Raw genomic sequence first — 23153 nt, forward strand, 5'->3', positions numbered from 1 at the left:
TCAACAATATCGTTGACGCAGTCCATTGATGCCTTAGAGGTTCCCATGTCTGCTTTTTCCAGCCCCAATGATGAGCAGGTCGCCTGCGTGCGCGCTTTCAACCGCTTCTACACGCGTCAGATCGGCCTGCTCGAGGAGGTGCTGCTGAAGAGCCCGTTTTCGCTGAGTGAGGCGCGAGTCCTGTTCGACCTGGCCCAGCGCGACGGCCAGAGCGCCGCAGAGCTCGGGCGTGAGCTTGGCCTCGATGCCGGCTATCTCAGCCGCATGCTCAAGAAGTTCGAGGAGCGCGGGTTGGTGTTGCGCCAGGCCCAGGCCGATGACGCCAGGCAATCGGCAATCGCGCTGACCGATGCCGGCAGGCGGACATTCGCGGGCCTGGATGAAGCCTCCAACAATGAAATAGGCACGCTGCTGGACCAACTGCCGGCTGAGCGTCGCGAGACGCTGGTGACAGCGATGATGACGATCATGCGGCTGTTGGGCGACGGAATTGAACCCAAGGTGCCCTATATCCTGCGGCCGCTGCAGACGGGCGATGTCGGCTGGATCACCCATCGGCAGGGCCTGCTTTATGCGCAGGAATATGGTTGGGACGAGACCTACGAGGCGCTGGTTGCCGAAATCCTCGTCGGTTTCGTCCGGTTTTATGATCCGAAGAAGGAGCGCGCCTGGGTCGCGGAACGCAATGGCGAAGTGGTGGGATCGGTCTTCGCCGTGCACCAGTCCGACGATGTGGCGAAGCTCAGGCTGCTTTATGTCGAGCCATCGGCACGCGGACTTGGCATTGGCAAGCGACTGGTGGATGAATGCATCGCCTTTGCCCGCTCGCGCGGCTACAAGACGCTGACCTTATGGACCAACGACATTCTTGTTGCGGCGCGACGCATCTATCAGGATGCAGGGTTTAAGCTGGCCAAGGAGGAGCGTCACACGTCCTTTGGCAAGGAACTCGTCGGTCAGATCTGGAACCTGGAGCTTTAGTCACGTCGAGCGTGCGCTGCACGATCGCAACATTGTTCTGTTTCCCGCAGAGCCTGGTGCATGACCGTGCCCGTGGTGATCGTATAGAGGGCACTGCTTTGCTTTTCCCGGCCGAGCCGAAGCGCGACACTTCGAACATTCGATGCAGTCGAACTGGAGACGAGCGATGGCCTTCCGTTTCAAGGATGTTTTCGACAACACAAAAACCGCGCTCGGCGCTGATGCCAGCCAGGCGGCCGTGACCTTCCAGGCGCGTTCGCAGCTTGCTGATGGATTCCGTTCGAATGTAGCGATCCGTCAGTTCAGCATCGGTGTCGATGAGCCGCCGGCGCTGGCCGGCCAGGATACGGCTCCAAACCCGGTCGAATATGTTCTGGCGGCGCTCGGTTCATGCCAGGAGATCACATACCGGCTTTACGCCGACGCACTTGGCATTCCGCTCGACAGTGTATCGGTGCAGTTGAGCGGTGATATCGATCTGCGCGGCTTCTTTAACGTCGACCCCAAAGTTCGACCGGGCTATCAGCGCATCAATGCCGAGGTTTTCATCGACAGTCCGGCGTCCGAGGCCGACATCGCCCGGCTCAAGGAAACCGTCGACCGGCACTGCCCGGTGCTCGACATCCTGCGCAACCCGACGCCAGTCGAGTTGCAACTCACCACAAAAGTGCGGCAGGCGGCGGAGTAGGGGCGCTCAAGCCTGGCCAGCAAGCCACCTGGCCTTGGTCCAGTTCGAAGATTTGTCAGGGTCGAACCGTCGGGTTCGGCCCTTTTTGTCATGCCGTCGCGCGTATGCGTCCGTGTCAGGATGTTCCGGCGTCGGCGCATGGCTGTCATGCAAATTTGCCCGATCACGTCTTGTGTGATCGGCTTGAATAGTAAGCATGCTTATTATATCTCACGCTCATGACCTCGAACACGGAACATACGCTTGGCTTTCTGGTCCACACCGTGGGCCGGCTGTTGCGCAAGCGCCTGGAGCAGATGGCGATCGATACGCATCTTTCCGCCGCCCAGTGGCGGTTGCTGTTCTGGGTCGCGAAGGAAGAAGGAACGACCCAGGCCCGTATTGCTGAGTTTCTGGAAATCGAGCCCATCAGCGTTTCGCGCATGCTCGATCGCATGGAACAGGGCGGCTGGGTCGAACGCCGGGCTGATCTCAACGATCGCCGCGTGCGCGCGATTTTCCTGACCGAGCTCGGGCGGGAAGCCTTTGTCTACGTGAAGAGTTTTGTCGGCGAGGTCACCGAAGAGGCTTTTGCCGGCATATCGAAGGCCGACCAGAAGATCATCATGCAGGGGCTCGAGAGGGTCATCGAGAACCTGAACAGCAACATAACGTCTTCCCAAGACATTGAAGATGGCACCGAAGCCAAGACCTTAGAAAGTGCACCCCAATGAACGCCGTGTCCAAGATCGATGAGAAAGATGCTGCCAAGCTCGATATGGAACAGCCGACCCCGGCTGCCCAGCCGGCCATAGCAGCGCCGCCTCCGGTGGAAACGCTGGCGGTGCCGCAGAAGAAGAAGTCCCGCGGCCTTCGCTTCTTCCTGATGGTTTCGGTGCCGCTGATCCTCGTGGCTGCCGGCGGCTATTACTACGTGACCGGTGGTCGCTATGAAGAAACAGAAAACGCCAACCTGCAGCAGGCGACGCTTTCGATCGCAGCCAATGTCCCCGGTCGTATCGTTGAAGTGAACGTTGCCGACAACAAGCCGGTGAGGAAAGGCGACGTGCTGTTCGCCGTCGACCCCGAACCCTACAAGATCGCTCTCGCGCAGGCCGATGCCGCTGTCGCCAACGCGCGGCTCGGTGTCGAGCAGTTGCGTTCCGCCTACAGGCAGGCCCAGGCCAAGGAATTGTCGGCATCGAGCGAGGTCACCTATGCGCAGTCGCAATATGACCGTGCCGTTGATCTGGTGAAGAAGGGTATCAACCCGCAATCCACCCTCGACCAGGCCCGCAACGACCTCGACAAGGCCAAGCAGGATCTCTCTGTTGCGGTCCAGGGTATCGACAGCGCCAAGGCTGCGCTGGATGGCAATCCCGATATTGCCACGGACCAGCATCCGACCGTGCTGGCCGCGTTTGCCGCACGCGACAAGGCTGCTTTCGACCTTTCCCAGGCGACCGTGCGGGCACCCGACGATGGTGTTGCCTACAAGGCCGCATCCTTCCGCGTCGGTCAGTATGTCGGCGTCGGCACGCCGCTGTTCGCGCTGGTCGAGACCGGCGATACGTGGATCGATGCCAACTTCAAGGAAACGCAGCTGACCCGCATGAAGCCGGGCCAGAAGGCCGAGGTCGTGCTCGATACCTATCCGGACAAGACCTTCGAGGCGACTGTGCAGGCGATCGGCGCCGGCACCGGAGCGCAATTCTCGCTGCTGCCGGCACAGAACGCCACCGGAAACTGGGTCAAGGTCACGCAGCGCATCCCCGTGCGCCTGCAACTTGACGACAAGGATGCCGAGCTCGCGTTGCGCGCGGGCATGAGCGCCTCCGTCACCGTCGACACCGGTGTCTCGCGCGGTTTTGGCGGCCTGTTCGGCAAGGCTTTCGCCGGCGAGGCCAAGTAAGAAAACGGTTCGTTGGAACCGGAGCACAGTTTTACGAGGAGGATCGGATTGCCGGCGGGCCGGCGCGGCAGGTGAGACGGGTTGAGACGGTGCACATGCGCCGTCCTGGCCGGATCAGCCTTCGTCGCTACCCGCCAAGAGTTTCCGGGCGGCAGGCACCTCAAGCGGGCGCCACCGTTAACCCCCAAAACGGCTGGCATCTTCCCGAGTTGGGTCGCCTGCCGCCCGGAAAGCCCGCAGGCCACCGATCATTCCGGACTGGACAATGTTGCCATGAGCGCAGATCAAACCTTTCGCGAAGTTCCGAACCGCGGGCTGGCCACGGTCGCCATCATGGCGGCGACGGTCATGCAGGTGCTCGATACCACGATCGCCAACGTCGCGTTGCCGTCGATGTCGGGCGACCTCGGCGCTTCTCCTGACACCATCAACTGGGTGCTGACGTCCTATATCGTCGCGGCAGCCATCGTCACGCCGATGACGGGCTGGCTCTCGGACAAATTCGGACGCAAGGAGTTGTTCCTCGGTTCGGTCGTCGGCTTTGTCGCCTTTTCGCTCTTGTGCGGTATTGCCTGGAGCCTGGAGACGATGGTGCTGTTCCGCCTGATGCAAGGCGTGTTCGGCGCATCAATCGTGCCGTTGTCGCAGCTTTTCCTGATGGACATCAATCCCAAGGAGCGGCGCGGACAGGCGATGGCAATCTGGGGGGCCGGCATCATGGTTGGCCCCGTGGTCGGCCCAACCTTGGGCGGCTGGCTGACCGACAGCTATAACTGGCGCTGGGTATTCCTTATCAATCTGCCGGTCGGCATCGTCGCCTTCCTCGGCATGGCTGCGTTCCTGCCAAGCATCCCGAAGCGCTTGCGCGGCTTCGATTTCTTCGGCTTCGCCATGTTGTCGCTTGGTGTCGGAGCGTTGCAGTTGATGCTCGACCGCGGGCCGGACGCGGACTGGTTCTCGTCCATCGAAATCTGGATCGAGACCGGCCTGGCGTTGATCGGCTTCTGGGTGTTCATCGTCCACACCGTCACCGCGGAGCGGCCGTTCATCGATGCCAAGATCTTCCGCGACCGCAATTTCGCGACTGCGCTGGTGTTCATTTTCATCATCGGCGTCATTCTGCTCGCCGGTATGGCGTTGCTGCCGCCGATGCTCTCGGCCATCTTCGGCTATCCGACGGTGACGACGGGCATGGTGATGGCACCGCGCGGCGTCGGTACCATGATCTCGATGCTGGCGGTCGGACGCCTGATGAAGATGGTCGACCCGAAGAAGCTGATCTTCATCGGCATGCTGCTCACGGCCTATTCATTCTACATGATGTCTGCCTTCACGCCACAGATGGATGCCTGGCCGATCGTGACGTCGGGCATCGTGCAGGGCTTGGGGCTCGGCCTGGTGTTCGTGCCGATTTCGACCATGGCGTTCTCGACGCTCAATCCAGCCAACCTGCCGGACGCGACATCGCTGTTCACGCTGGTGCGCAACATCGGTTCGTCGATCGGTATCTCGGCCTTTACGGCGGTGCTGACACAGAACACGCAGATCAACCACGTCGAGTTGTCGACATTCATCAATCCGTTCAATCCGAACTTGTGGCTCGCCAACCCCTCGGCGGCGCTGGGTGATCGCACCGCGCTCGCGCAGGTCGACGGTCTGGTCAACATCCAGGCGCAGATGATCTCCTATGTCTCGGACTTCAAGCTGATGGCACTTGTCACGGCATGCGCCATACCGCTGTTGTTGCTGCTGAGGTCGCCCAAGCAGGCACCGGCCGGTGGTGCGCCGGCAGTGCATATGGAGTGAGGGCACTAAGGGATCAGGGCAGTGAGGCAGCTGACGAGCGGGAACGGGACGTTCCTCCTGTTCCTAGTCCCTTGTCCTGCTATCTCCCCATCACCAGCGCCCAGTAGCGCCAGTCCGGTCGCTTGGCATCCGCGACATAGGCGAGGCCGAAGCGTGTGAAACGTGGGTCGAGCATGTTGCGCCGGTGCGGCGGCGAATTCATCCACATGTCGAACAGGCGGGTAAGGTCCATGCGGCCTTGCGCGATGTTTTCGGCTGCTGCTCCTTCGATGCCGTTGTCGGACACGCGCGAAGCGAAATCCTTGCCCCAGCCGGTGGTGTGCTCCATGCGGCCGGCACCTGCCATGAAGCGCGCCTGCTGCAGGGCAGCCTGTTCCAGTTGCGAATCCGGCGCCATCGCCGGCAGTCCTGCACTGGACCGTATCTTTCCGACCAGCGCGGAGGCAGACGATGAAGCGCCGCCGCCTTCGCCGGTCGAGCGAACCGTGCCGCATCCAGCGAGCGCGACGAGCAACCCGCCGCCGGCGAGTGCGAGGAAGCCTCGGCGGGGAAGCCGGGGACGATGATCTGCCGATGGCGAAGGGTCGAAGGAGGAGAGCATTAAATCTCCCATAACGGTGATCATGGCTTTTAGCAGGCAGGACGTGTCGGACCTCAACAATCTGTGATGGCGGCAGCGCGACAATATCGGCGAAAACTGCTAGTCTTCCTCCGTTGATTGAGTGGCAGCCACGGGCGGCCATCCTGGCGATGACCGCCCTCCAACCCGACGGGAGGAAGGTAATGGCCGGTTTTCACGTCATGGCAGGTGCGCACGGGCTCGAATTGCCCACGGTGCGCCGCATCACCATCTCGGATCTTTTTGATGCGCTGAAGCGCGGCGCCGAGGATTTCTGGGCCAAGCCGTCGCATTACGTCTTTCTCGGGCTGATCTATCCGATCGTAGGCCTGATCCTGACGCAATGGTCGTCGGGCTCCAATGCCATCCAGCTTATCTATCCGCTGATGACCGGTTTTGCGCTGGTCGGCCCGTTTGCGGCGATAGGCCTCTATGAGATGTCGCGGCGACGGGAACGCGGCATGGATACGTCCTGGAAACGCGCACTGGATGTGCGCCATTCGCCGGCGCTGCCGTCCATCGCAGTCATCGGCATCATGCTGATGGCGATCTTCCTGCTCTGGCTGTTCACCGCGCAGTCGATCTACATGGCCTATTTCGGCGAACAGCCGCCGGCATCGATGGGGACGTTCATCCGGGACGTGCTGACAACCGGGCAGGGGCTCGGGCTGATCGTCTGGGGGAACGTGACCGGCTTCCTTTTCGCGCTGGTGGTGCTGGCCACGACGGTCATCGCTTTCCCGCTTCTGCTCGACCGCGACGTCGGCGTTGTGTCGGCCATCGATACCTCGGTGCGGGCCGTCGTCATGAACCCGGTGCCGATGCTGGCATGGGGCTTGATCGTGGCTGTGCTTCTGGTGATCGGCTCGATCCCGATCTTCGCCGGCCTTGCCATCGTCATGCCGATCCTCGGCCATGCCACCTGGCATCTCTACCGCAAGGTGGTTGAGCCGGAAGCAAGGGTCGAGCGGCGGCCGATGTAGCTATTGCTCAGCCCTGGTGGGCAATTCAGCGCTGGCTTTCGGTCGCCATCCGGACAGCCAGCGCAGCAAGCACCGTGCCCATCAGCCAGCGCTGGATCAGCATCCACAACGGACGGCCAGCCAGGAACACCGCGATGGAGCCCGCCGTCACGGCAATGACGGCGTTGACCGACAGACTGATGGCGATCTGGGTTACGCCCAGCACCAGGAGCTGCGACAGCACCTGGCCCTTTTCCGGGTCGATGAACTGCGGCAGCAGTGACAGGTAGAGGACCGCCACCTTTGGATTCAAGAGGTTGGTCATCAACCCCATCATGAACAGCTTGCGCGGCCGGTCGCGTGGCAGGTCGCGCACCTGGAAAGGTGAACGACCGCCAGGCCTCAAGGCCTGCCAGGCAAGATAGAGCAGATAGAGCGCTCCGGCGAGCCGCAAGGCATCATAGGCATAAGGAACGGCCAGCAGCAGTGCGGTGATGCCGAAGGCGGCGGAAAACACGTAGAACAGGAAGCCGACGGCAACGCCACCCAGCGAGATCAATCCGGCTTTGGGTCCTTGCGAGAGCGAACGCGAGATCAGGTAGACCATGTTCGGGCCGGGCGTCAGCACCATGCCGAGGCAGATCAACGCGAAGGCGATGTGATTGGTGGTATCGGGCACGGCTGTCCCCCAGGCAAGACGCCATCTCTCGGCGCTGGCGGAAATTGCATCTTTGCCGTGCACGGCGCAAGAGCGCGTCCCGCCGGTTGATTGCGCCAGCACGGAATCCTCCTTGTGGCCACTGCCCGGTTACGGCGAAAGCTGGTGACAGGCGAGAACGCTTCGGCTAATCCGGGGCCGTCCTGGCAGTGTCTGGTGCCCCAAGCCGATGGCCGGAGACCCCAACCGCGGCCTTTTTCCTGGGATGCCATGACGGACCTTTTTGAGACGATCGAGACGTTGACCGCTGTGTCAGGCCGCTACGACGCGCTGCTGTGCGATGTGTGGGGAGTGGTCCACAATGGCGAAACGCATTTTCCTGCGGCGGCGGCTGCCCTGGCCGAAGCGCGCCACGCTGGTGTTGCAGTCGTTCTGATCACCAACTCGCCGCGCCGCAGTGCGGATGTAATCACCCAGATGCGGCTGATCGGCGTGCCGGATGGCACTTTCGATCGTGTCGTCAGTTCCGGCGATGTCACGCGCGATCTCATCGCCGAGGGACCGCGCAAGGTGTTCCACCTCGGCCCCGACCGCGACATGACCATCTATGACGGGCTCGACGTGGAAATCTCCGAAGAGTTCGAAGCGCAGGTGGTCGTCTGCACGGGCATGTTCGATGACGAGGCCGAGACACCGGAGGACTATGCGGAGATGCTGACCAGGCTGCGCGCCCGCAACCTGCCGTTCATCTGCGCCAACCCCGACATCATCGTCGAGCGCGGCGAAAGGCTGATCTGGTGCGCCGGCGCGCTCGCTCGCGACTATGCGCAACTTGGTGGTCGTACGCTGATCGCCGGCAAGCCGCACGCGCCGATCTATGCTGCCGCCATGAAGGCTGCGGCGGAAGTGCTCGGCCGCGAGATTCCCCGCAGCCGTGCGCTGGCCATTGGCGACGGTATGATGACCGATGTGAAGGGCGGTGCCGACAACGGTTTCGACGTGCTTTACATCTCCGGCGGTATTCACGCCCGTGACTACGGTGATCCGCTGCGGCCTGATCCCGCTCTGCTTGCTGCCTTCCTCGAAAAGCACGGTTATCGGCCGGTTGCCGTCATGCCGCGGCTGAAATAGGAAGGCCGGCATGAACGGGCCGTTCGAGCGCATTGCAGGTGACACGGTGCTGCCCTCGCGGCTGCGCGGTGGCGTTGTGGCAATCGGCAATTTTGACGGCGTTCATCGCGGGCACCAGGCCGTGCTGCAGCAAGCGCTCGACGAAGCGCAGCGGCGCGGCGTGCCGGCGCTGGTGCTGACTTTCGAGCCGCATCCGCGCACCGTCTTTCGGCCGGACATGCCCCTGTTCGTGCTGACGCCGCCGCCGGTGAAAGCCAGGTTGTTGTCAGATTTCGGCTTCGACGCGGTCATCGAGCAGGAATTCACGCGTGAGTTCTCGCATCGTTCAGCTGAAGCCTTCATCACCGATATCCTCGAACGCAATCTCGGCATTTCCTGCGCCGTCACAGGCTTCGATTTTCATTTCGGCAAGGACCGCCAGGGCGGTCCTGCCTTTCTCGCTGCGGCCGGCCAACGCCATGGCTTTGGCGTCGTACAGGTCGAGGCGTTCTGCGATGAAGGCACCGAGGTCATCTCGTCGAGCCGGATTCGTGCCTTGCTCACGGAGGGCAGGCCGGAAGAGGCGGCGGGCCTGCTCGGCTACCGCTTTACGGTAGAAAGTGAAGTGATCGGCGGACAGCAGCTTGGCCGCACGCTCGGCTTCCCGACCGCAAACATGAGGCTTTCGCCGCAAACAATTCTGAAGGAAGGCATTTATGCCGTCCGGTTCCGTCGACAGGACGGTTCGATCCATGACGGGGTGGCCAGTTTCGGGCGCCGCCCGACAGTGGATGACAACGGCGCGCCCTTGCTCGAAACCTTCCTGTTCGATTTCTCGGACAGTCTCTATGGCGAAACCTGCGAAGTTTCGTTCTTCGCCTATCTGCGGGGCGAAGTGAAGTTTGAAGGCCTTGATCCGCTCGTGGTTCAGATGAAGCGCGACGAGGCGGAGGCAAGGGCACTTCTTGCCGGTGTCAGGCCGCTGTCAGCCCTCGATGCGAAGATCGCATTCCAGAATGTTGCGCGTCCGTCCGGACGCGCAACGGACGAAAATCGATCGGGCTAGGTCTTGCTGCCCTTCAGGGCCAAACCAAAGGCGATGTAGGTCCAGCCCTGGAAGACGAGGTCGATGGCCAGGAACAGGCCGAGTACCCACAGGCTGTTGACTGGCCATTGCAGGGCGATCAGCAGGCCTGCCAGTGCCGTGATGATGCCGCCAGCGATGATCCAGCCCGAACCCTTGTCTGCACGGTGCTGGTAGCCGATCGAGGCACGAACCAGCCCGGCAGCGACCAGCGCTATGGCCAGCAGCAGGGTGAAGACGGTTGAAGCGAGCAGCGGATTGTAGAAGGCGAAGAAGCCGGCCACCGCATAAAGCAGGCCGCTGAGCAGCCAGTAGAAGAAGCGTCCCCAGGTCTTCACGCCGAAAGCATGGATGATTTCGATGGCTCCGGCCATCAACATCAGCCAGCCCACGAAATAGACCGATGCGACGGTGGCGATGAACAGGTTGCCGAAGGCGATGCCACCAAAGATCAGCAACAAGACGCCGAGTGCCACGAACCATCCCCATTTGGAACGGGCCTCGCCGATCACATTCTTCAGTTCGTCCGTGGGCAGGGTCATGGCCGTCCTCTCCAGAGTTGTGCCTGTCACAAGCGGGACGATAACGCCGTGCCAATATGACGTCCAGCGCATGATCCCGAAAATCGGGATCGATTTTCGGGAAGGATCATGCGCCAAATCAAAGTGTTAGAGCGTCCTTTGCGCGTCCGAAAGGACGCGCGGCGCTCTGGAGCATTTTGTAGTCAAATGGAATCATTTGGCGTTACAAAAATGCGGCGAAAACAAACTTAGCGTTTCCGCGTTTCCGTGAAATACGGAAACGCTCTAGTGACGGAGCCGAAACCGAATGTGTTTGAGAAATGGGGATTTAAATCAAATTTTACCAAGAGGCCCGCATAGACAACGCAACGGTGAGTTGTGCATGGTGTTGTGATGAGTCCTGCAAAGTCCCTCCCGGCGGCTATTGCCGCTGTCGTTTTCCTTGCGCCGGCCAGCGCGCGCGCCGAAGGTGATTTCTTCGGCTGGATACGCGGTGACTGGTATCTGGAGGTCGGGGTCACCGGTCTGGTCGCTCCGAACTTCGAAGGCGGCAAGAAATACCTGCTTGGAGCCGAGCCGATCATCTCGCTTGGCAAGGCCGGTGGCGACACGAAATTCTCGTCCCGCAACGACAATATCTCGCTTGGTCTCTACGACAACGGCAATTTCCGCGCCGGCTTGAACGGCAAGCTCCTGCTGCGCCGCGACAGCGACACGCAAGGGCTGGAAGGGCTGGATCCCGTGCGCTGGGGCGGGGAGCTCGGCGGCTTCGCTGAATTCTACCCGCTGGACTGGCTGCGCGTGCGTGGCGAAGTCCGGCAGGGAGTGCGGGCCCATCACGGTGTCGTTGCCGACTTTGCAGCCGATGCCTTCTATGACGTCACCCCGGAAGTGCGCATTTCCGGCGGTCCGCGCATGTCATTCGCCTCTGCCAGCTATTTCGATGCCTACTACGGCGTCAATGCCGCGGAATCCGCGGCCACCGGCCTTGCCGAGTACAAGCCGGGCGGCGGCCTGAAATCGGTTGGCGTCGGCGGCGCCGTTACCTGGAAGGTCACTGACCCCATCACGGCGAGCCTGTTCGGTGAGTATAGCCGACTGACGGGTCCGGCGGCCGATTCCAGCCTGGTCAGGCAGAACGGCTCGAAGGACCAGTTCACCTTTGGCATTTCGACCAGCTATCGCTTCGACTTCAAGCTATAATCGAATACGACAGGGAAGCGCTTTATTCCTGTCAGCTTATCCGCTAAAAGCGCGGCCATGACAGCTTTTTCGCGCCCTCGCGGCATCGCGATACGAATTAGTGGCCCGGTGTTCCGGACGGCCTGAGGTCGTCGGAGCCGCCGGGGCTTCTCGCGCGAGCTGCTCTCGCGCTTTTTCCATAACATGTTCCAAAACATGCTAGTTCAACGCCCGAGGCTCGCCGCCGACGGGCAACGCATATGGCAGATCGATGAACGACAAAGCTGAAACCCTCGACTATTCGAAGACCCTTTATTTGCCGCAGACGGAATTCCCGATGCGCGCCGGCCTGCCGGAAAAGGAACCGGTGCTGGTCAAGCGCTGGCAGGATATGGACCTCTACAAGCGCCTGCGCGAAACCGCTGCCGGTCGCCCGAAATACGTGCTGCATGACGGCCCACCATATGCCAACGGCAACATCCATATCGGGCATGCGCTGAACAAGATCCTGAAGGACATCATCGTCCGCTCATTCCAGATGCGCGGCTTCGATTCCAACTATGTGCCGGGCTGGGATTGCCATGGCCTGCCGATCGAGTGGAAGATCGAGGAAGAGAACTATCGTTCGAAGGGCAAGTCCAAGCCGGATCTGACACAGCCGGCCGCGATGGTGGCATTCCGCCAGGAGTGCCGTGCCTATGCCGAAAAGTGGATCAAGGTTCAGGGCGATGAATTCCAGCGCCTCGGCGTCGTTGGCGATTTCGACAACCCTTACACCACCATGGCCTACCACGCGGAAGCGCGCATCGCCGGAGAACTGTTGAAATTCGCGACGAGCGATCAACTCTATCGCGGCTCCAAGCCCGTGATGTGGTCGGTGGTCGAACGCACCGCGCTGGCTGAAGCCGAGATCGAATACCAGGACTATGAGAGCGACACGATCTGGGTGAAGTTCCCGGTCAACGGTGCGGCCGAGGAGTTTGCCGGGGCACATGTCGTCATCTGGACGACCACACCCTGGACGATCCCGGGCAACCGCGCCGTCGCCTATTCGCCGCGCGTCACCTACGGTCTCTACGAGGTCACGGCGGCGGAGAACGATTTCGGCCCGCAGCCGGGCGAGAAGCTGATCTTTGCCGACGCGCTTGCCGAGGATTCGTCTGCAAAGGCAAAGGTGACCATGAAGCGGCTCCGCAACATCTCTGCGGAAGAGCTTGGCGGCTTTACGCTTTCGCATCCCCTGAAGGGTCTTGGTGGCGGCTACGACTTCGTCGTGCCGATGGTCGCGGGCGACCATGTCACCGACGATGCCGGTACCGGTTTCGTGCACACGGCCCCTAGCCATGGCCGCGAAGACTTCGAAGCCTGGATGGATGCTGCTCCGGAATTGCGCAAGCAAGGCATCGACGTCGCCATCCCGTTCCCGGTTGACGATGCGGGATTTTACACCAAGGACGCGCCGGGCTTCGGTCCGGACCGCGAAGGCGGGCCTGCGCGCGTCATCGACGACAACGGCAAGAAGGGCGACGCCAACAAAGTCGTGATCGAGGCGCTGATCGCGGTCAACGCGCTGTTTGCGCGCGGACGCATGAAGCACCAGTATCCGCACTCCTGGCGTTCGAAGAAGCCGATCATCTTCCGCAACACGCCGCAGTGGTTCGTCTATATGGACAAGGAACTCGGCGACGGCACCACGCTGCGCAGCCGGGCGCTGAAGGCGATCGACGACACCCGCTTCGTTCCGGCAGCCGGCCAGACGCGCCTGCGCTCCATGATCGAGGAGCGCCCCGACTGGGTGCTGTCGCGCCAGCGTGCCTGGGGCGTGCCGATCGCCGTCTTTGCCGACGTCGACGGCAATGTGCTGCAGGACGAGGCGGTCAATGCCCGTATCGTCGAGGCCTTCGAGACGGAAGGGGCGGATGCCTGGTTCGCCGAAGGCGCACGCGAGCGCTTCCTGGGTTCTCGTGCCAACGAGGCGTGGACGCAGGTCATGGACATCCTCGACGTCTGGTTTGATTCCGGCTCGACCCATACCTTCACGCTGGAGGATCGTCCCGACCTGAAATGGCCGGCCGACGTCTATCTGGAAGGGTCCGACCAGCATCGCGGCTGGTTCCATTCCTCGCTGCTGGAAAGCTGCGGCACCAGGGGCAGGGCACCCTACGATACGGTCGTCACCCATGGCTTCACCATGGATGAGGAAGGCCGCAAGATGTCGAAATCGCTCGGCAACACCGTTGTGCCGCAGGACGTCATCAAGCAGTCCGGCGCCGACATCCTGCGCCTGTGGGTGGCAACGACCGACTACTGGGAGGACCAGCGGCTCGGCAAGACCATCCTGCAGACCAACATCGACGCCTACCGCAAGCTGCGCAACACCATCCGCTGGATGCTGGGCACGCTGGCGCATGATGACGGCGCAGAAGTGCCGCTTGACGAAATGCCGGAACTGGAGCGGCTGATGCTGCACCGGCTGGCCGAACTCGACGAACTGGTACGTTCGGGATTTGATGCCTTCGAGTTCAAGCGCATCACGCGCGCGCTGCTCGACTTCATGGTCGTCGAGCTCTCGGCCTTCTATTTCGACATCCGCAAGGACGCGCTTTACTGCGATGCGCCTTCCAGCGTGAAGCGCAAGGCATCGGTGCAGGTGGTACGCCACCTGTTCGACTGCCTGGTGAAATGGCTTGCGCCACTTTTGCCCTTCACCACGGAGGAGGCTTGGCTGGACCGCAATCCACAGGCCGAATCGTTGCATCTCGAACAGATGCCGGCGGTGCCTTCCGCCTGGCGCAACGACGCACTTGCCGAGAAATGGCGCAAGGTGCGGCAGGTGCGCGGCGTCGTTACCGGTGCTCTGGAGCTGGAGCGCGCGAAGAAGACCATCGGCTCGTCGCTGGAGGCCGTGCCGATCGTGTATCTCGATGATGTTAGCCTGGAAACGGCTCTTGCCGGTATCGACCTGGCCGAGATCAGCATCACATCGGATCTCGTCATCTCGCATGATCCGGCCCCTGCCGATGCTTTCGCGCTGCGCGAAGTGCCCGGTGTTGCCGTCGTCATTGCCAAGGCGGAAGATCGCGGCCTGGTCAAATGCGCGCGTTCGTGGCGGTATACCGCGGATGTTGGCTCGGACGCGGCCTATCCGGACGTATCGGCTCGTGATGCTGCAGCCCTGCAGGAAATGAAGTCGCTCGGCCGGTTTTAGGTTGTTGGAGACGTCGCAACGCCGGTGGTAGTACAGCTGCCGGCGTTGCCCTTAACCCGGCGTTGAGGTAAAGACGCGAAATTCCGACGAACAACAATGACAAACTATCGCCGGATTCCCGTTGAATGAGCGCATAGCGTTTTCATTTCCGGGCCACCGGGGCTGGCCAGAGGTCGAGAGTGACAAGAAACAGCATGACCGAGAGACACCGCGCGCGTGCGCTGGTTCTGGTGCCGCTTTTGGTGTCCGGCTTTGCGCTGACTGGCTGCGTCGGTTCACCGACCTACGGTACAGGCACGCCGGCAGGCGAACAGTTGCTTGGCGACGTGTCCAACGCGATCTCGCTGCGCCCACCAAAGCGCGATGCCATCGACTACAAGCCGCGTGCGACGCTGGTGAAGCCGAAAGCTGGCGCAAAGGAAGCCCTGCCGGCGCCGCAGGATTCAATCACGCAGACCGCAGGCGGCGAATGGCCGGAATCGCCAGAGCAGCGCCGGGCGCGCTTGCGGGCTGAGGCGACTGCCAACGAGAACAATCCGAACTACGAACCCGGCATCGTTGCCGACGACGTGCAGACCGATCCGGTCGCCGTGCGCAAGGCTATGGCCGAATCGGGTTCGAGCCATCCGCCTCCCCCGGATAGCGGTCAGGCTGTTGCCCGCCGGGCTGAAGTGGCCAAACGTGTCGCTGCAAGCCAGCAGAGCACGCCGGCTACCCGCCGCTTCCTGACGGACCCGCCGGTCGCTTACCGCACGGCCTCGGACACGGCCCCGCAGGGTGAACTCGGCGAGGATGAATACAAGAAAGAGCGGCGCCTGAAGAAAGAAGCCCAGGCCAAGGGCGGCAAGTCGGGCTGGTTCGACTGGTGGAACTAGGCTGCTGAAAGGCCTTAGAAAATGAACGCCGCTGCCTTGCAGCGGCGTTTTTCGTTGGAGCGGTATTTTTGAGCAATTTCGGGAAAAATGTAGCGGTTTTTTCCGTCCGGAATGGAAACGCTCTAGCGGCGATCCCGGAAGAAGTCCTTGAGAATGGCTGAGGATTCCGCTTCCGCGAACCCTGCATAGACATCCGGGACGTGATGGCAGGTGGGAGCCGAAAAGAAGCGCGGTCCATTGACGACCGCGCCGCCTTTTTCGTCGGCAGCGCCGAAATAGAGCCGGCGCAGGCGGGCAAAGGAAATCGCACCTGCACACATCACGCAAGGTTCCAGCGTTACATAGAGATCGTGGTCGGTCAGTCTTTCGCTGGCAAGTTTCCGGCAAGCTTCGCGGATCGCCAGGATTTCCGCGTGCGCAGTCGGGTCCGACAGTTCCCGGGTGCGGTTGCCCGCGGCGGCAACAATCGTGTCGCCGTGCACCACGACCGCGCCGACCGGCACTTCACCGCGCGCTGCGGCAGCCTCGGCTTCTTTCAGTGCGGCTGCCATGAAATTCGGTCGTTTCACGCTGTTTCAGCTCCAGAATGGGCTTAGAATAGTCCTCGCCACCCGGCGGCGATCCTGTTATCTAGCGCGCGACTTCGAAAACCGATATCGATTTTCGAACCGGATCACGCGCACAACAGAAGCGTTACAGCGTCCTGACGCGTCGTTTCCGACGCGCGACGCCGTGACCGTGCGACAAGTCAAGGAAATAGGGCGGAGTGCCAATCGCATTTCAGCTCTGGTGAGCAAGGCAAGATGGACGACAAAGACAACAAGCCGCCGCGTTCGCGCGGTCCCAGATCAGACGGTCCACGCAGCCGCGAGCCCGGCAAAGGCGGAAAGCCTGGCTTTGGCAAGAAGCCGTTCGCCAAGCGTTTCGATGGCGACAAGGCAACAGGCGAGCGGCCGCGCGGCGACTTCAAGCCGGGTGGCGGCAAGCCATGGCAGAAGCGTGAGGATGGCGGCAAGCGCCCCTTTGAGAAGGGTGCACGCGGCGAAGGCAAGCCTTTCGTCAAGCGCGACGGCCCACGCAAACCCTATGCGCCGCGCGAAGACCATGCGGCAGAAGGCGAGCGGCCGAGGCGCGATTTTTCGGATCGTCCTCGCAGCGCGCGCTCGGAAGGTGACTTCCGGCAGGACCGCAAGCCATACGAGAAGCGCGAAGGCGGTGGCTCCTACGGCAAGCGGCCTTTCGAGCAGGGCTCTCGCGGCGAAGGCAAGCCTTTCGTCAAGCGCGACGGTCCGCGCAAACCTTATGCATCGCGCGAGGGTCATTCAGCGGATGCCGAGCGCCCAAAGCGCGACTTTGGCGGCGACCGGCCGCGGGGCCCGCGGCCCGAAGGGGGCTTTCGTTCGGATCGCAAGCCTTATGAACAACGCGAAGGTTCAGGCAATCAACGTCCTGGCCGCTTCGAACGCGGGGAGCGCAAATTCGACGGCGAGCGCGCAGAACGCCGTTTTGACAAGGAACCCGGAGAACGCCGTTTCGAGCGCCCGAAGCGCGAGTTCGACGGCGAACGCAAGCCGTTCCAGAAACGTGACGGGGTTGCGTCCAAGCGGCCCTTCGACAAGGGACCACGCCGCGAAGCTGCGGCGCGCGCTCCTGCTTCGAGCGAAGTGGCCGAGACCGGCGAGCGCATCGCCAAGCGGCTGGCGCGCGCCGGCATTGCTTCGCGGCGCGACGCCGAGGAGCTGATCGCAGCCGGCCGCGTCAAGGTCAACGGCAAGGTGCTGACTTCACCAGCCGTCAACGTGGCAACGGACGATGTCATCCATCTCGACGGTACCGAAATTCCGCCGATCGAGCGCACCCGGCTGTTCCTGTTCCACAAGCCGGCTGGCGTGGTCACCACCAATCGTGACCCGGAAGGTCGCAAGACCGTCTTTGACGTGCTGCCAGCCGAACTGCCGCGATTGATGACCATCGGCCGCCTCGACATCAACACCGAAGGCCTGCTGCTGCTTACCAATGACGGTGGCTTGTCGCGAGTGCTGGAATTGCCTGCCACAGGTTGGCTCCGTCGCTACCGCGTGCGCGTACACGGCAAGGTCGAGGAGCAGGCGCTGGCCGATCTCAGGGACGGCATCGCAGTCGACGGCGTTTTCTACGGCGCGATCGAGGCTTCCCTGGAGCGCACGCAAGGCACCAACGCCTGGCTGACCATCGGCTTGCGCGAAGGCAAGAATCGTGAGGTCAAGAACATCCTCGGCGCGCTCGGCCTCGAAGTGACACGGCTGATCCGCGTTTCCTATGGTCCGTTCCAGCTGGGTGAATTGCCGGAAGGCCATGTGCAGGAGATCAAGGGCCGCACCCTGCGCGAGCAGCTCGGCGAAACCTTGATCGAGGAAGCCGGCGCCAATTTCGACGCCGATATCACCATGCCTTTCTCGAACAAGCCGGTGCGCCGCACCGAGCCGCGCCCTGAAGAGAAGCCTCGGCCCCGGCCGCTGCGCGATGGCGACCATCGTCCGGCCGGTGAGGGAGGCTTGATCAAGGCGCGCAAACGGCGCGAAGGCAGTCGGGACGAGGCGCTCGGCAAGCTGTCGACCAAGCCTGATCGTGGAGGTTTTGGCGATCGCGGCGGTTTCGCCAAGGGCAGCGGCGGCAAAGGCTTCGGCGAGCGCGGCCCGAAGAAAGGCGAGCGAGAGCAGAGGCCAATCGATCCACCCGGCCAGCGCCGTGCCAATGTCTGGATGGCGCCTGGCGCCAGACCGCAGGGCGCCAAGGCGGAGCGGTCGGAAAAGCCCGGTTCTGGCAAAGCTGGTCCACGCGGCCGTTCCTTTGACGACAAGGGCGGTGCTCCTCGCGGCAAGGGACCGGGCAAAGGCCCTCGGTCGCGCTGATGCGGGTTGTCGGCGGTGAATTTCGCGGACGGCCGCTGGCGACACCGCGTGACCATTCCATTCGCCCGACCACCGATCGTGCGCGTGAGGCCGTATTCAACGTGTTGGCGCATCGTTTTGGCGAGAAGCTGGAGGGCGCCCGCGTCCTTGACCTCTTTGCCGGTACCGGCGCGCTCGGCCTCGAGGCACTCTCGCGCGGCGGTTCTTATGCGGTTTTCATCGAGGAATCGGCGGAAGGGCGTGGATTGATCCGCTCCAATGTCGAGGCCTTCGGTCTCACCGGCCGTACCAAGATCTTCCGTCGTGATGCCACCAACCTCGGTGAGGCCGGGACGATGGCGCCGTTCGGCCTGCTGTTCGCCGATCCGCCCTATGGCAAAGGCCTGGGCGAGTTGGCCCTGCAATCCGCACGGGCCGGCGGATGGCTGGCGCCCGGCGCTCTTTGCGTGGTTGAGGAGACGGCAGCCGCCCTCTTTCAGCCGGGGGCAGGTTTTTCGGTGATCGACGAACGCAATTACGGCGAAACCGTCATTCGCTTCATCGAGGCCGCCTGACACGACCTTTTCGCCCTGCGGCCTGACTTCGGCCCATATTTGCGGCAAGACGGGCAGGAGCATGCAAGGAGAATCGGCGAGGGCGCATGGTTGCAGATAAAGCGAAGCGGTCGATGGGAATTCGCAAAGATTGGCCGCGCCGCCTGTTGCTTGCGGCATCGCTAGGCGCCTTGATGACAACATCGGCACGGGCCGAGCAGGCGCCTTCTGAAGGGACGATCAGCCAGTTCACGCTGGGCAACGGCATGCAGGTGGTGGTTATTCCCGACCATCGCGCACCGATCGTGACCCACATGGTGTGGTACAAGATCGGCAGTGCCGACGAACCGCCGGGAAAGTCCGGCATCGCGCACTTCTTCGAACACCTGATGTTCAAGGCCACCAGCAATCATCCTGCCGGTGCGCTCGATCAGGCTGTCGCAGACATAGGCGGCAACGACAATGCCTTCACATCCTATGATTTCACCGCTTTTCACGAGACGGTGCCACCATCGGCGCTTGGCGAGATGATGGGTTTCGAGGCGGATCGCATGCGCAACCTCGTGTTGAGCGATGAAGCCGTGACCACCGAGCGCGATGTCATCATGGAAGAGCGCCGCTCGCGCATCGACAACGATCCGCAGGCGCAGCTCGACGAGGCTGTCAACGCAACGCTTTACATGAACCAGCCCTACCGTATCCCCGTGATCGGCTGGATGCAGGAAATCGAACAGCTCAACCGCGTCGACGCCAAGGCATTCTACGACCGTTATTACGCGCCGAATAATGCCGTCCTGGTCATCGCCGGTGATGTCGAGCCTGAAGCCGTGCGCAAGCTGGCGGAGGAGAATTACGGCAAGGTGCCACGCGGGCCGGACCTGCCGCCGCGCATCCGCCCCAAGGAGCCGGAAAAAACGACGGCGCGTTCGGTAACGCTCGCCGACGCGCGTGTCAGCGTGCCGAACTTTTCCATGCAATGGGTCGTGCCGTCCTACAACACCGCCAAACCGGGCGAGGCAGAAGCGCTCGACCTGCTGGGCGAGATCCTTGGCGGAGGCACGCGCAGCCGCCTCTATCAGGAACTTGTCGTAAAGCAGGGTATCGCGGCCAGCGTGGGTGCAGGTTTCCAGGGCCGGGCTCTGGATGACACGGTCTTCGCCGCCTATGCCACACCGCGCGGAACCGCCAAGCTCGCGGATGTTGAGAAGGCTGTTGGCGTCGAAATCGAAAAGATCGCGCGTGACGGCGTCAATACGGACGAACTGGAGCGGGCCAAGAACCGTTTCATTCGCTCGATGATCTTCGCCCGTGACCGGCAGGATTCGATGGCCAATATCTATGGCAGCGTGTTGACCACAGGCGGTACGGTCAAGGATGTCGAAGAATGGCCGGAGCGCGTCCGCAAGGTGAGTGCCGAAGAGGTCAAGACGGCGGCCCAACGCTATCTGGTCCTCGACAAAGTGGTGACGGGCTACCTCCTGCCCAAGGCGGAGAACTGAGCGATGCCGGTGTCGAACTCTGCCCATGCCAACACGATTAATCTGGCGATCCGTCTGTTGCTTGGCCTGATCTTCCTGGTCTTGCCGGTGTTCACGGCGTCGGCTGCGATGAACATCCAGGAGGTGAAGTCCGACAAGGGCATCACCGCCTGGCTGGTCGAGGACTACACCGTGCCGATCGTGACCGTGCGCTTCGTTTTCGACGGTGGTGCCAGCCAGGACCCCTCCGGCAAGGAAGGCACGGCCAATCTGATGGCTGGCCTGTTCGACGAAGGGGCAGGCGAACTCGACAGCGATACCTTCCAGATCAAGCTCGACGACGTCGGCGCGGAGATGAGTTTCGAAGAGACCCGTGACGGTTTCTACGGCACGATGCGCATGCTGGCAGAGAAGCGGGATGATGCGCTCGGCCTGCTCAAGCTGGCGATCGAAGAGCCGCGTTTTGATCCTGCGCCGGTGGAGCGCATCCGGGCGCAGATCATTTCCGGCATCGAGTCAAACGCACGCAATCCTGAAACCATTGCCCAGGCGAAATGGCGCAAGGCGCTGTATGGCGATCATCCTTATGCCAATCCTGAAAACGGCACCAAGGAGAGTGTTGCCGCGATCACCCAGGACGATCTGCGCGCGTTCCACAAAGCGATGTTCGGGCGCGACGGTTTGCATGTCGCCGTCGTCGGCGCGATCGATGCTGAAACATTGAAGCGCAAGCTCGACGAGATCTTCGGCGGTCTCCCGGAAAAGCAGCAATTGCGGCCGCTTGCCGATGTCGATCTGAAACTTGGCCAGACTGTCGAGGTCAACTACGACCAGCCGCAGACGTCGTTGCAGTGGGCTTTCCCGGGCGTTGCGCGCGATGCACCGGACTTTTACGCCGCTGCGCTCCTCAATGAGATCCTGGGTGGCCAGGCCTACACATCGCGCCTCTATCAGGAAGTGCGGGAGAAGCGGGGGCTTGCGTACGGCGTCTCCTCATCGCTGGTCGACCGCCGCCATTCGGCCATGTTGACCGTCGGTACAGCAACGCGCTCGGACCGGGCCGCTGAAACTCTGAAGATCGTGCGCGATGTGGTGCAGCGCTTGGCGACGGAAGGACCGACGGATCAGGAGCTGGCGGCTGTGAAGAAGAATCTCATCGGCGCTTACGCCATCAACAATCTGGATTCATCGAGTTCCATCGCCAATACGCTGGTCGAACTGCAACTCGACAGGCTGGGCATTGACTACATCCAGCGCCGTAGCGCCTATATCGATGGTGTGACGCTGGACGAGGTGAAGGCCGTGGCCAAGAAACTGTTGTCGGTCGATCCGGCGATCCTGGTGGTCGGGCCAGCGCTCGCCACGGGGGGCAAGGGTTGAGCCCGTCTTTTTCCATCGCATTCGGTGGTGGCGGCGCGCGTGGCCTGGCGCATATCCACGTCATCGAGGCGCTGGACGAATTGGGCATTAAACCCGTCGCGATCGCCGGTTCCTCGATCGGCGCGCTGATGGGGGCAGGGGTTGCCTCAGGCATGAGTGGCCGTGACATCCACGACTATGCGCGCTCCATACTTGGCACCCGTGCCCAGGTGGCGAGCCGCATGTGGCGTGCACGCCCGGGTACCTTGGCCGAGGCGATGGAAGGCGGTTTTCGCTTCGGTCAGTTCAATGTCGAACGCATCCTCAAAGCCTTCCTGCCGGAAGTCGTGCCGGCCAGCTTCGAAGAGCTGAAGATTCCGCTCAAAGTGACGGCGACCGACTATTTCGGCCACAAGCTGGCGGTGTTCGACAGTGGCGAACTGCATTCGGCGCTGGCCGCCTCGGCGGCGATCCCGGCGGTGTTCCGACCGGTCATGCGCGATGGCCGCATGCTGATCGACGGTGGCATCTACAATCCCGTTCCGTTCGACCTGCTCGAAGGCGTTGCCGATATCACCATCGCCGTCGATGTCGTCGGTGGCCCGGAAGAGGGCAGCAAGAGGCCGACATCGATCGACCTGATGTTCGGTGGACCCAGCTGCTGATGCAGTCGATCATCGCCAACAAGCTGACGCAGTGCAGCCCCGACATCCTGATCCGCCCGCCAGTCTCGCGTTTTCGCGTTCTCGACTTCATGAAGATCGACGCCGTGATGGCGGAAACGGAGGCGGTGAAGGACGAGGTGAAACGCGCTGTCGAAGCCGCGCTGGAGGCGCGGCTGGAGCCGCAGGGGTAGCGTCGCTTTTTGCCCGGATTCAGTGCGCGAATACCTGTTCCATCGAACGGAAGCCCTTGAATTCGAGGGCATTACCGGAAGGGTCGCGGATGAACAGCGTGGCCTGTTCGCCCGGTTGGCCCTTGAAGCGCACCATCGGTCGCTCGAGCCAGTCGATATCGTTGCGTGCCTCGAGCCGGGTGGCGAGCTTTTCCCACTCGTCCATCAATAGCACTGCGCCGAAATGCGGAATCGGCACCGCTACCCCTTCGACGGCACCGTCGCGTTGCGCGAGAGCTATACTGGGGCGCAGATGCGCCGACATCTGGTGGCCGTAGAGATCGAAGTCGACCCAGGTCTCCGAAGAGCGTCCGATGCGGCAGCCGAGCACTTCTTCGTAGAAGGCACGTGTTTCATTCAGATCGCGCACGGGAAAAGCGAGGTGGAAGGGCGTCATGGCTGGATCTTTCGC

General features: G+C 62.2%; 20 protein-coding genes and 1 pseudogene. 16 read left to right on the top strand and 5 right to left on the bottom strand.

Going from position 1 to position 23153, the window contains the following annotated elements; all coding sequences use genetic code 11:
• Window positions 1–45 precede the first annotated feature (45 nt).
• The 5 genes from C1M53_RS25465 to C1M53_RS25485 all read left to right on the top strand — a co-directional run bounded on the left by C1M53_RS25465 (window position 46) and on the right by C1M53_RS25485 (window position 5366).
• Entirely contained in the window at window positions 46–981 is a 936-nt protein-coding gene (locus tag C1M53_RS25465; protein ID WP_129414763.1) for a bifunctional helix-turn-helix transcriptional regulator/GNAT family N-acetyltransferase, read from the top strand.
• A gap of 166 nt (window positions 982–1147) precedes the next feature.
• Window positions 1148–1669, top strand: coding sequence for an OsmC family protein (locus tag C1M53_RS25470; protein ID WP_129414764.1), 522 nt, complete (start codon window positions 1148–1150; stop codon window positions 1667–1669).
• 218 nt (window positions 1670–1887) lie between these two features.
• Window positions 1888–2382: a MarR family transcriptional regulator gene (locus C1M53_RS25475; RefSeq protein WP_129414765.1), complete on the top strand. Its 495-nt coding sequence runs from the start codon at window positions 1888–1890 to the stop codon at window positions 2380–2382.
• Window positions 2379–3560: an HlyD family secretion protein gene (locus C1M53_RS25480; protein ID WP_129414766.1), complete on the top strand. Its 1182-nt coding sequence runs from the start codon at window positions 2379–2381 to the stop codon at window positions 3558–3560. Before C1M53_RS25475 ends, C1M53_RS25480 begins: the two co-directional genes overlap by 4 nt.
• Before the next feature lie 273 nt (window positions 3561–3833).
• Entirely contained in the window at window positions 3834–5366 is a 1533-nt protein-coding gene (locus C1M53_RS25485; protein ID WP_129414767.1) for a DHA2 family efflux MFS transporter permease subunit, read from the top strand.
• Between the two features lie 79 nt (window positions 5367–5445).
• On the opposite strand, the gene C1M53_RS25490 is transcribed toward C1M53_RS25485, so the two are convergent.
• Window positions 5446–5967, bottom strand: coding sequence for a CAP domain-containing protein (locus C1M53_RS25490; RefSeq protein WP_129414768.1), 522 nt, complete (start codon window positions 5965–5967; stop codon window positions 5446–5448).
• 182 nt (window positions 5968–6149) lie between these two features.
• Between C1M53_RS25490 and C1M53_RS25495 the strand changes: the two genes are divergently transcribed.
• Window positions 6150–6968: a DUF2189 domain-containing protein gene (locus tag C1M53_RS25495; protein WP_129414769.1), complete on the top strand. Its 819-nt coding sequence runs from the start codon at window positions 6150–6152 to the stop codon at window positions 6966–6968.
• Window positions 6969–6993: 25 nt separating this feature from the next.
• Here C1M53_RS25495 and C1M53_RS25500 read toward each other — a convergent pair whose 3' ends face one another.
• On the bottom strand, window positions 6994–7626 hold the full coding sequence (locus C1M53_RS25500; RefSeq protein ID WP_129414770.1) for a LysE family translocator: 633 nt from the start codon (window positions 7624–7626) through the stop codon (window positions 6994–6996).
• 249 nt (window positions 7627–7875) lie between these two features.
• Between C1M53_RS25500 and C1M53_RS25505 the strand changes: the two genes are divergently transcribed.
• A complete protein-coding gene (locus C1M53_RS25505; protein WP_129414771.1) occupies window positions 7876–8736 on the top strand; it encodes a TIGR01459 family HAD-type hydrolase in 861 nt (286 codons plus the stop codon).
• 10 nt (window positions 8737–8746) lie between these two features.
• Entirely contained in the window at window positions 8747–9781 is a 1035-nt protein-coding gene (locus C1M53_RS25510) for a bifunctional riboflavin kinase/FAD synthetase (protein WP_129414772.1), read from the top strand.
• Here C1M53_RS25510 and C1M53_RS25515 read toward each other — a convergent pair.
• On the bottom strand, window positions 9778–10341 hold the full coding sequence (locus C1M53_RS25515; protein WP_129414773.1) for an HdeD family acid-resistance protein: 564 nt from the start codon (window positions 10339–10341) through the stop codon (window positions 9778–9780). The two genes, C1M53_RS25510 and C1M53_RS25515, sit on opposite strands and share 4 nt — an antisense overlap.
• Before the next feature lie 372 nt (window positions 10342–10713).
• On the opposite strand from C1M53_RS25515, the gene C1M53_RS25520 reads away from it, so the two are divergent.
• The 3 genes from C1M53_RS25520 (at window position 10714) to C1M53_RS25530 (ending at window position 15585) form a co-directional block, all read left to right on the top strand.
• A complete protein-coding gene (locus tag C1M53_RS25520) occupies window positions 10714–11523 on the top strand; it encodes a MipA/OmpV family protein (RefSeq protein WP_129414774.1) in 810 nt (269 codons plus the stop codon).
• A gap of 250 nt (window positions 11524–11773) precedes the next feature.
• Window positions 11774–14710, top strand: a complete 2937-nt coding sequence (gene ileS / locus C1M53_RS25525) for an isoleucine--tRNA ligase (RefSeq protein ID WP_129414775.1) — start codon at window positions 11774–11776, stop codon at window positions 14708–14710.
• Window positions 14711–14904: 194 nt separating this feature from the next.
• Complete coding sequence (locus C1M53_RS25530; RefSeq protein WP_129414776.1) at window positions 14905–15585, top strand: hypothetical protein; 681 nt, start codon at window positions 14905–14907, stop codon at window positions 15583–15585.
• 122 nt (window positions 15586–15707) lie between these two features.
• Here C1M53_RS25530 and C1M53_RS25535 read toward each other — a convergent pair whose 3' ends face one another.
• Complete coding sequence (locus C1M53_RS25535) at window positions 15708–16154, bottom strand: nucleoside deaminase (RefSeq protein ID WP_129414777.1); 447 nt, start codon at window positions 16152–16154, stop codon at window positions 15708–15710.
• A gap of 234 nt (window positions 16155–16388) precedes the next feature.
• Here C1M53_RS25535 and C1M53_RS25540 point away from each other — a divergent pair, with 234 nt between their 5' ends.
• The 5 genes and pseudogenes from C1M53_RS25540 to C1M53_RS25560 all read left to right on the top strand — a co-directional run bounded on the left by C1M53_RS25540 (window position 16389) and on the right by C1M53_RS25560 (window position 22702).
• A complete protein-coding gene (locus C1M53_RS25540) occupies window positions 16389–18476 on the top strand; it encodes a pseudouridine synthase (RefSeq protein ID WP_129414778.1) in 2088 nt (695 codons plus the stop codon).
• The gene (gene rsmD / locus C1M53_RS25545) at window positions 18476–19030 is read left to right on the top strand and encodes a 16S rRNA (guanine(966)-N(2))-methyltransferase RsmD (protein WP_129414779.1); all 555 of its coding nucleotides are present in this window, start codon (window positions 18476–18478) and stop codon (window positions 19028–19030) included. The genes C1M53_RS25540 and rsmD overlap by 1 nt, the downstream gene beginning before the upstream one ends.
• Before the next feature lie 113 nt (window positions 19031–19143).
• Complete coding sequence (locus C1M53_RS25550) at window positions 19144–20508, top strand: pitrilysin family protein (RefSeq protein WP_129414780.1); 1365 nt, start codon at window positions 19144–19146, stop codon at window positions 20506–20508.
• Between the two features lie 3 nt (window positions 20509–20511).
• Window positions 20512–21867, top strand: coding sequence for a pitrilysin family protein (locus C1M53_RS25555; RefSeq protein WP_245488281.1), 1356 nt, complete (start codon window positions 20512–20514; stop codon window positions 21865–21867).
• Window positions 21864–22702 (top strand): annotated as a pseudogene (locus C1M53_RS25560) (patatin-like phospholipase family protein). Before C1M53_RS25555 ends, C1M53_RS25560 begins: the two are co-directional and overlap by 4 nt.
• Before the next feature lie 19 nt (window positions 22703–22721).
• On the opposite strand, the gene C1M53_RS25565 reads toward C1M53_RS25560, so the two are convergent.
• Window positions 22722–23138, bottom strand: coding sequence for a VOC family protein (locus tag C1M53_RS25565; protein WP_129414781.1), 417 nt, complete (start codon window positions 23136–23138; stop codon window positions 22722–22724).
• Between the last annotated feature and the right edge of the window lie 15 nt (window positions 23139–23153).

This window comes from Mesorhizobium sp. Pch-S, assembly GCF_004136315.1.
Taxonomy (GTDB): Bacteria; Pseudomonadota; Alphaproteobacteria; order Rhizobiales; family Rhizobiaceae; genus Mesorhizobium.

Bases quoted from the DNA above. Each gene is read 5' to 3' on its own strand.
- C1M53_RS25520 (WP_129414774.1), top strand. From the start codon at position 10,714: ATGAGTCCTGCAAAGTCCCTCCCGGCGGCTATTGCCGCTGTCGTTTTC.
- C1M53_RS25495 (WP_129414769.1), top strand. From the start codon at position 6,150: ATGGCCGGTTTTCACGTCATGGCAGGTGCGCACGGGCTCGAATTGCCC.
- C1M53_RS25485 (WP_129414767.1), top strand. From the start codon at position 3,834: ATGAGCGCAGATCAAACCTTTCGCGAAGTTCCGAACCGCGGGCTGGCC.
- C1M53_RS25540 (WP_129414778.1), top strand. From the start codon at position 16,389: ATGGACGACAAAGACAACAAGCCGCCGCGTTCGCGCGGTCCCAGATCA.
- C1M53_RS25550 (WP_129414780.1), top strand. From the start codon at position 19,144: ATGGGAATTCGCAAAGATTGGCCGCGCCGCCTGTTGCTTGCGGCATCG.
- C1M53_RS25555 (WP_245488281.1), top strand. From the start codon at position 20,512: ATGCCGGTGTCGAACTCTGCCCATGCCAACACGATTAATCTGGCGATC.
- C1M53_RS25510 (WP_129414772.1), top strand. From the start codon at position 8,747: ATGAACGGGCCGTTCGAGCGCATTGCAGGTGACACGGTGCTGCCCTCG.
- C1M53_RS25515 (WP_129414773.1), bottom strand. From the start codon at position 10,341: ATGACCCTGCCCACGGACGAACTGAAGAATGTGATCGGCGAGGCCCGT.
- C1M53_RS25475 (WP_129414765.1), top strand. From the start codon at position 1,888: ATGACCTCGAACACGGAACATACGCTTGGCTTTCTGGTCCACACCGTG.
- rsmD (WP_129414779.1), top strand. From the start codon at position 18,476: ATGCGGGTTGTCGGCGGTGAATTTCGCGGACGGCCGCTGGCGACACCG.
- C1M53_RS25490 (WP_129414768.1), bottom strand. From the start codon at position 5,967: ATGCTCTCCTCCTTCGACCCTTCGCCATCGGCAGATCATCGTCCCCGG.
- C1M53_RS25530 (WP_129414776.1), top strand. From the start codon at position 14,905: ATGACCGAGAGACACCGCGCGCGTGCGCTGGTTCTGGTGCCGCTTTTG.
- ileS (WP_129414775.1), top strand. From the start codon at position 11,774: ATGAACGACAAAGCTGAAACCCTCGACTATTCGAAGACCCTTTATTTG.
- C1M53_RS25465 (WP_129414763.1), top strand. From the start codon at position 46: ATGTCTGCTTTTTCCAGCCCCAATGATGAGCAGGTCGCCTGCGTGCGC.
- C1M53_RS25505 (WP_129414771.1), top strand. From the start codon at position 7,876: ATGACGGACCTTTTTGAGACGATCGAGACGTTGACCGCTGTGTCAGGC.
- C1M53_RS25565 (WP_129414781.1), bottom strand. From the start codon at position 23,138: ATGACGCCCTTCCACCTCGCTTTTCCCGTGCGCGATCTGAATGAAACA.
- C1M53_RS25470 (WP_129414764.1), top strand. From the start codon at position 1,148: ATGGCCTTCCGTTTCAAGGATGTTTTCGACAACACAAAAACCGCGCTC.
- C1M53_RS25480 (WP_129414766.1), top strand. From the start codon at position 2,379: ATGAACGCCGTGTCCAAGATCGATGAGAAAGATGCTGCCAAGCTCGAT.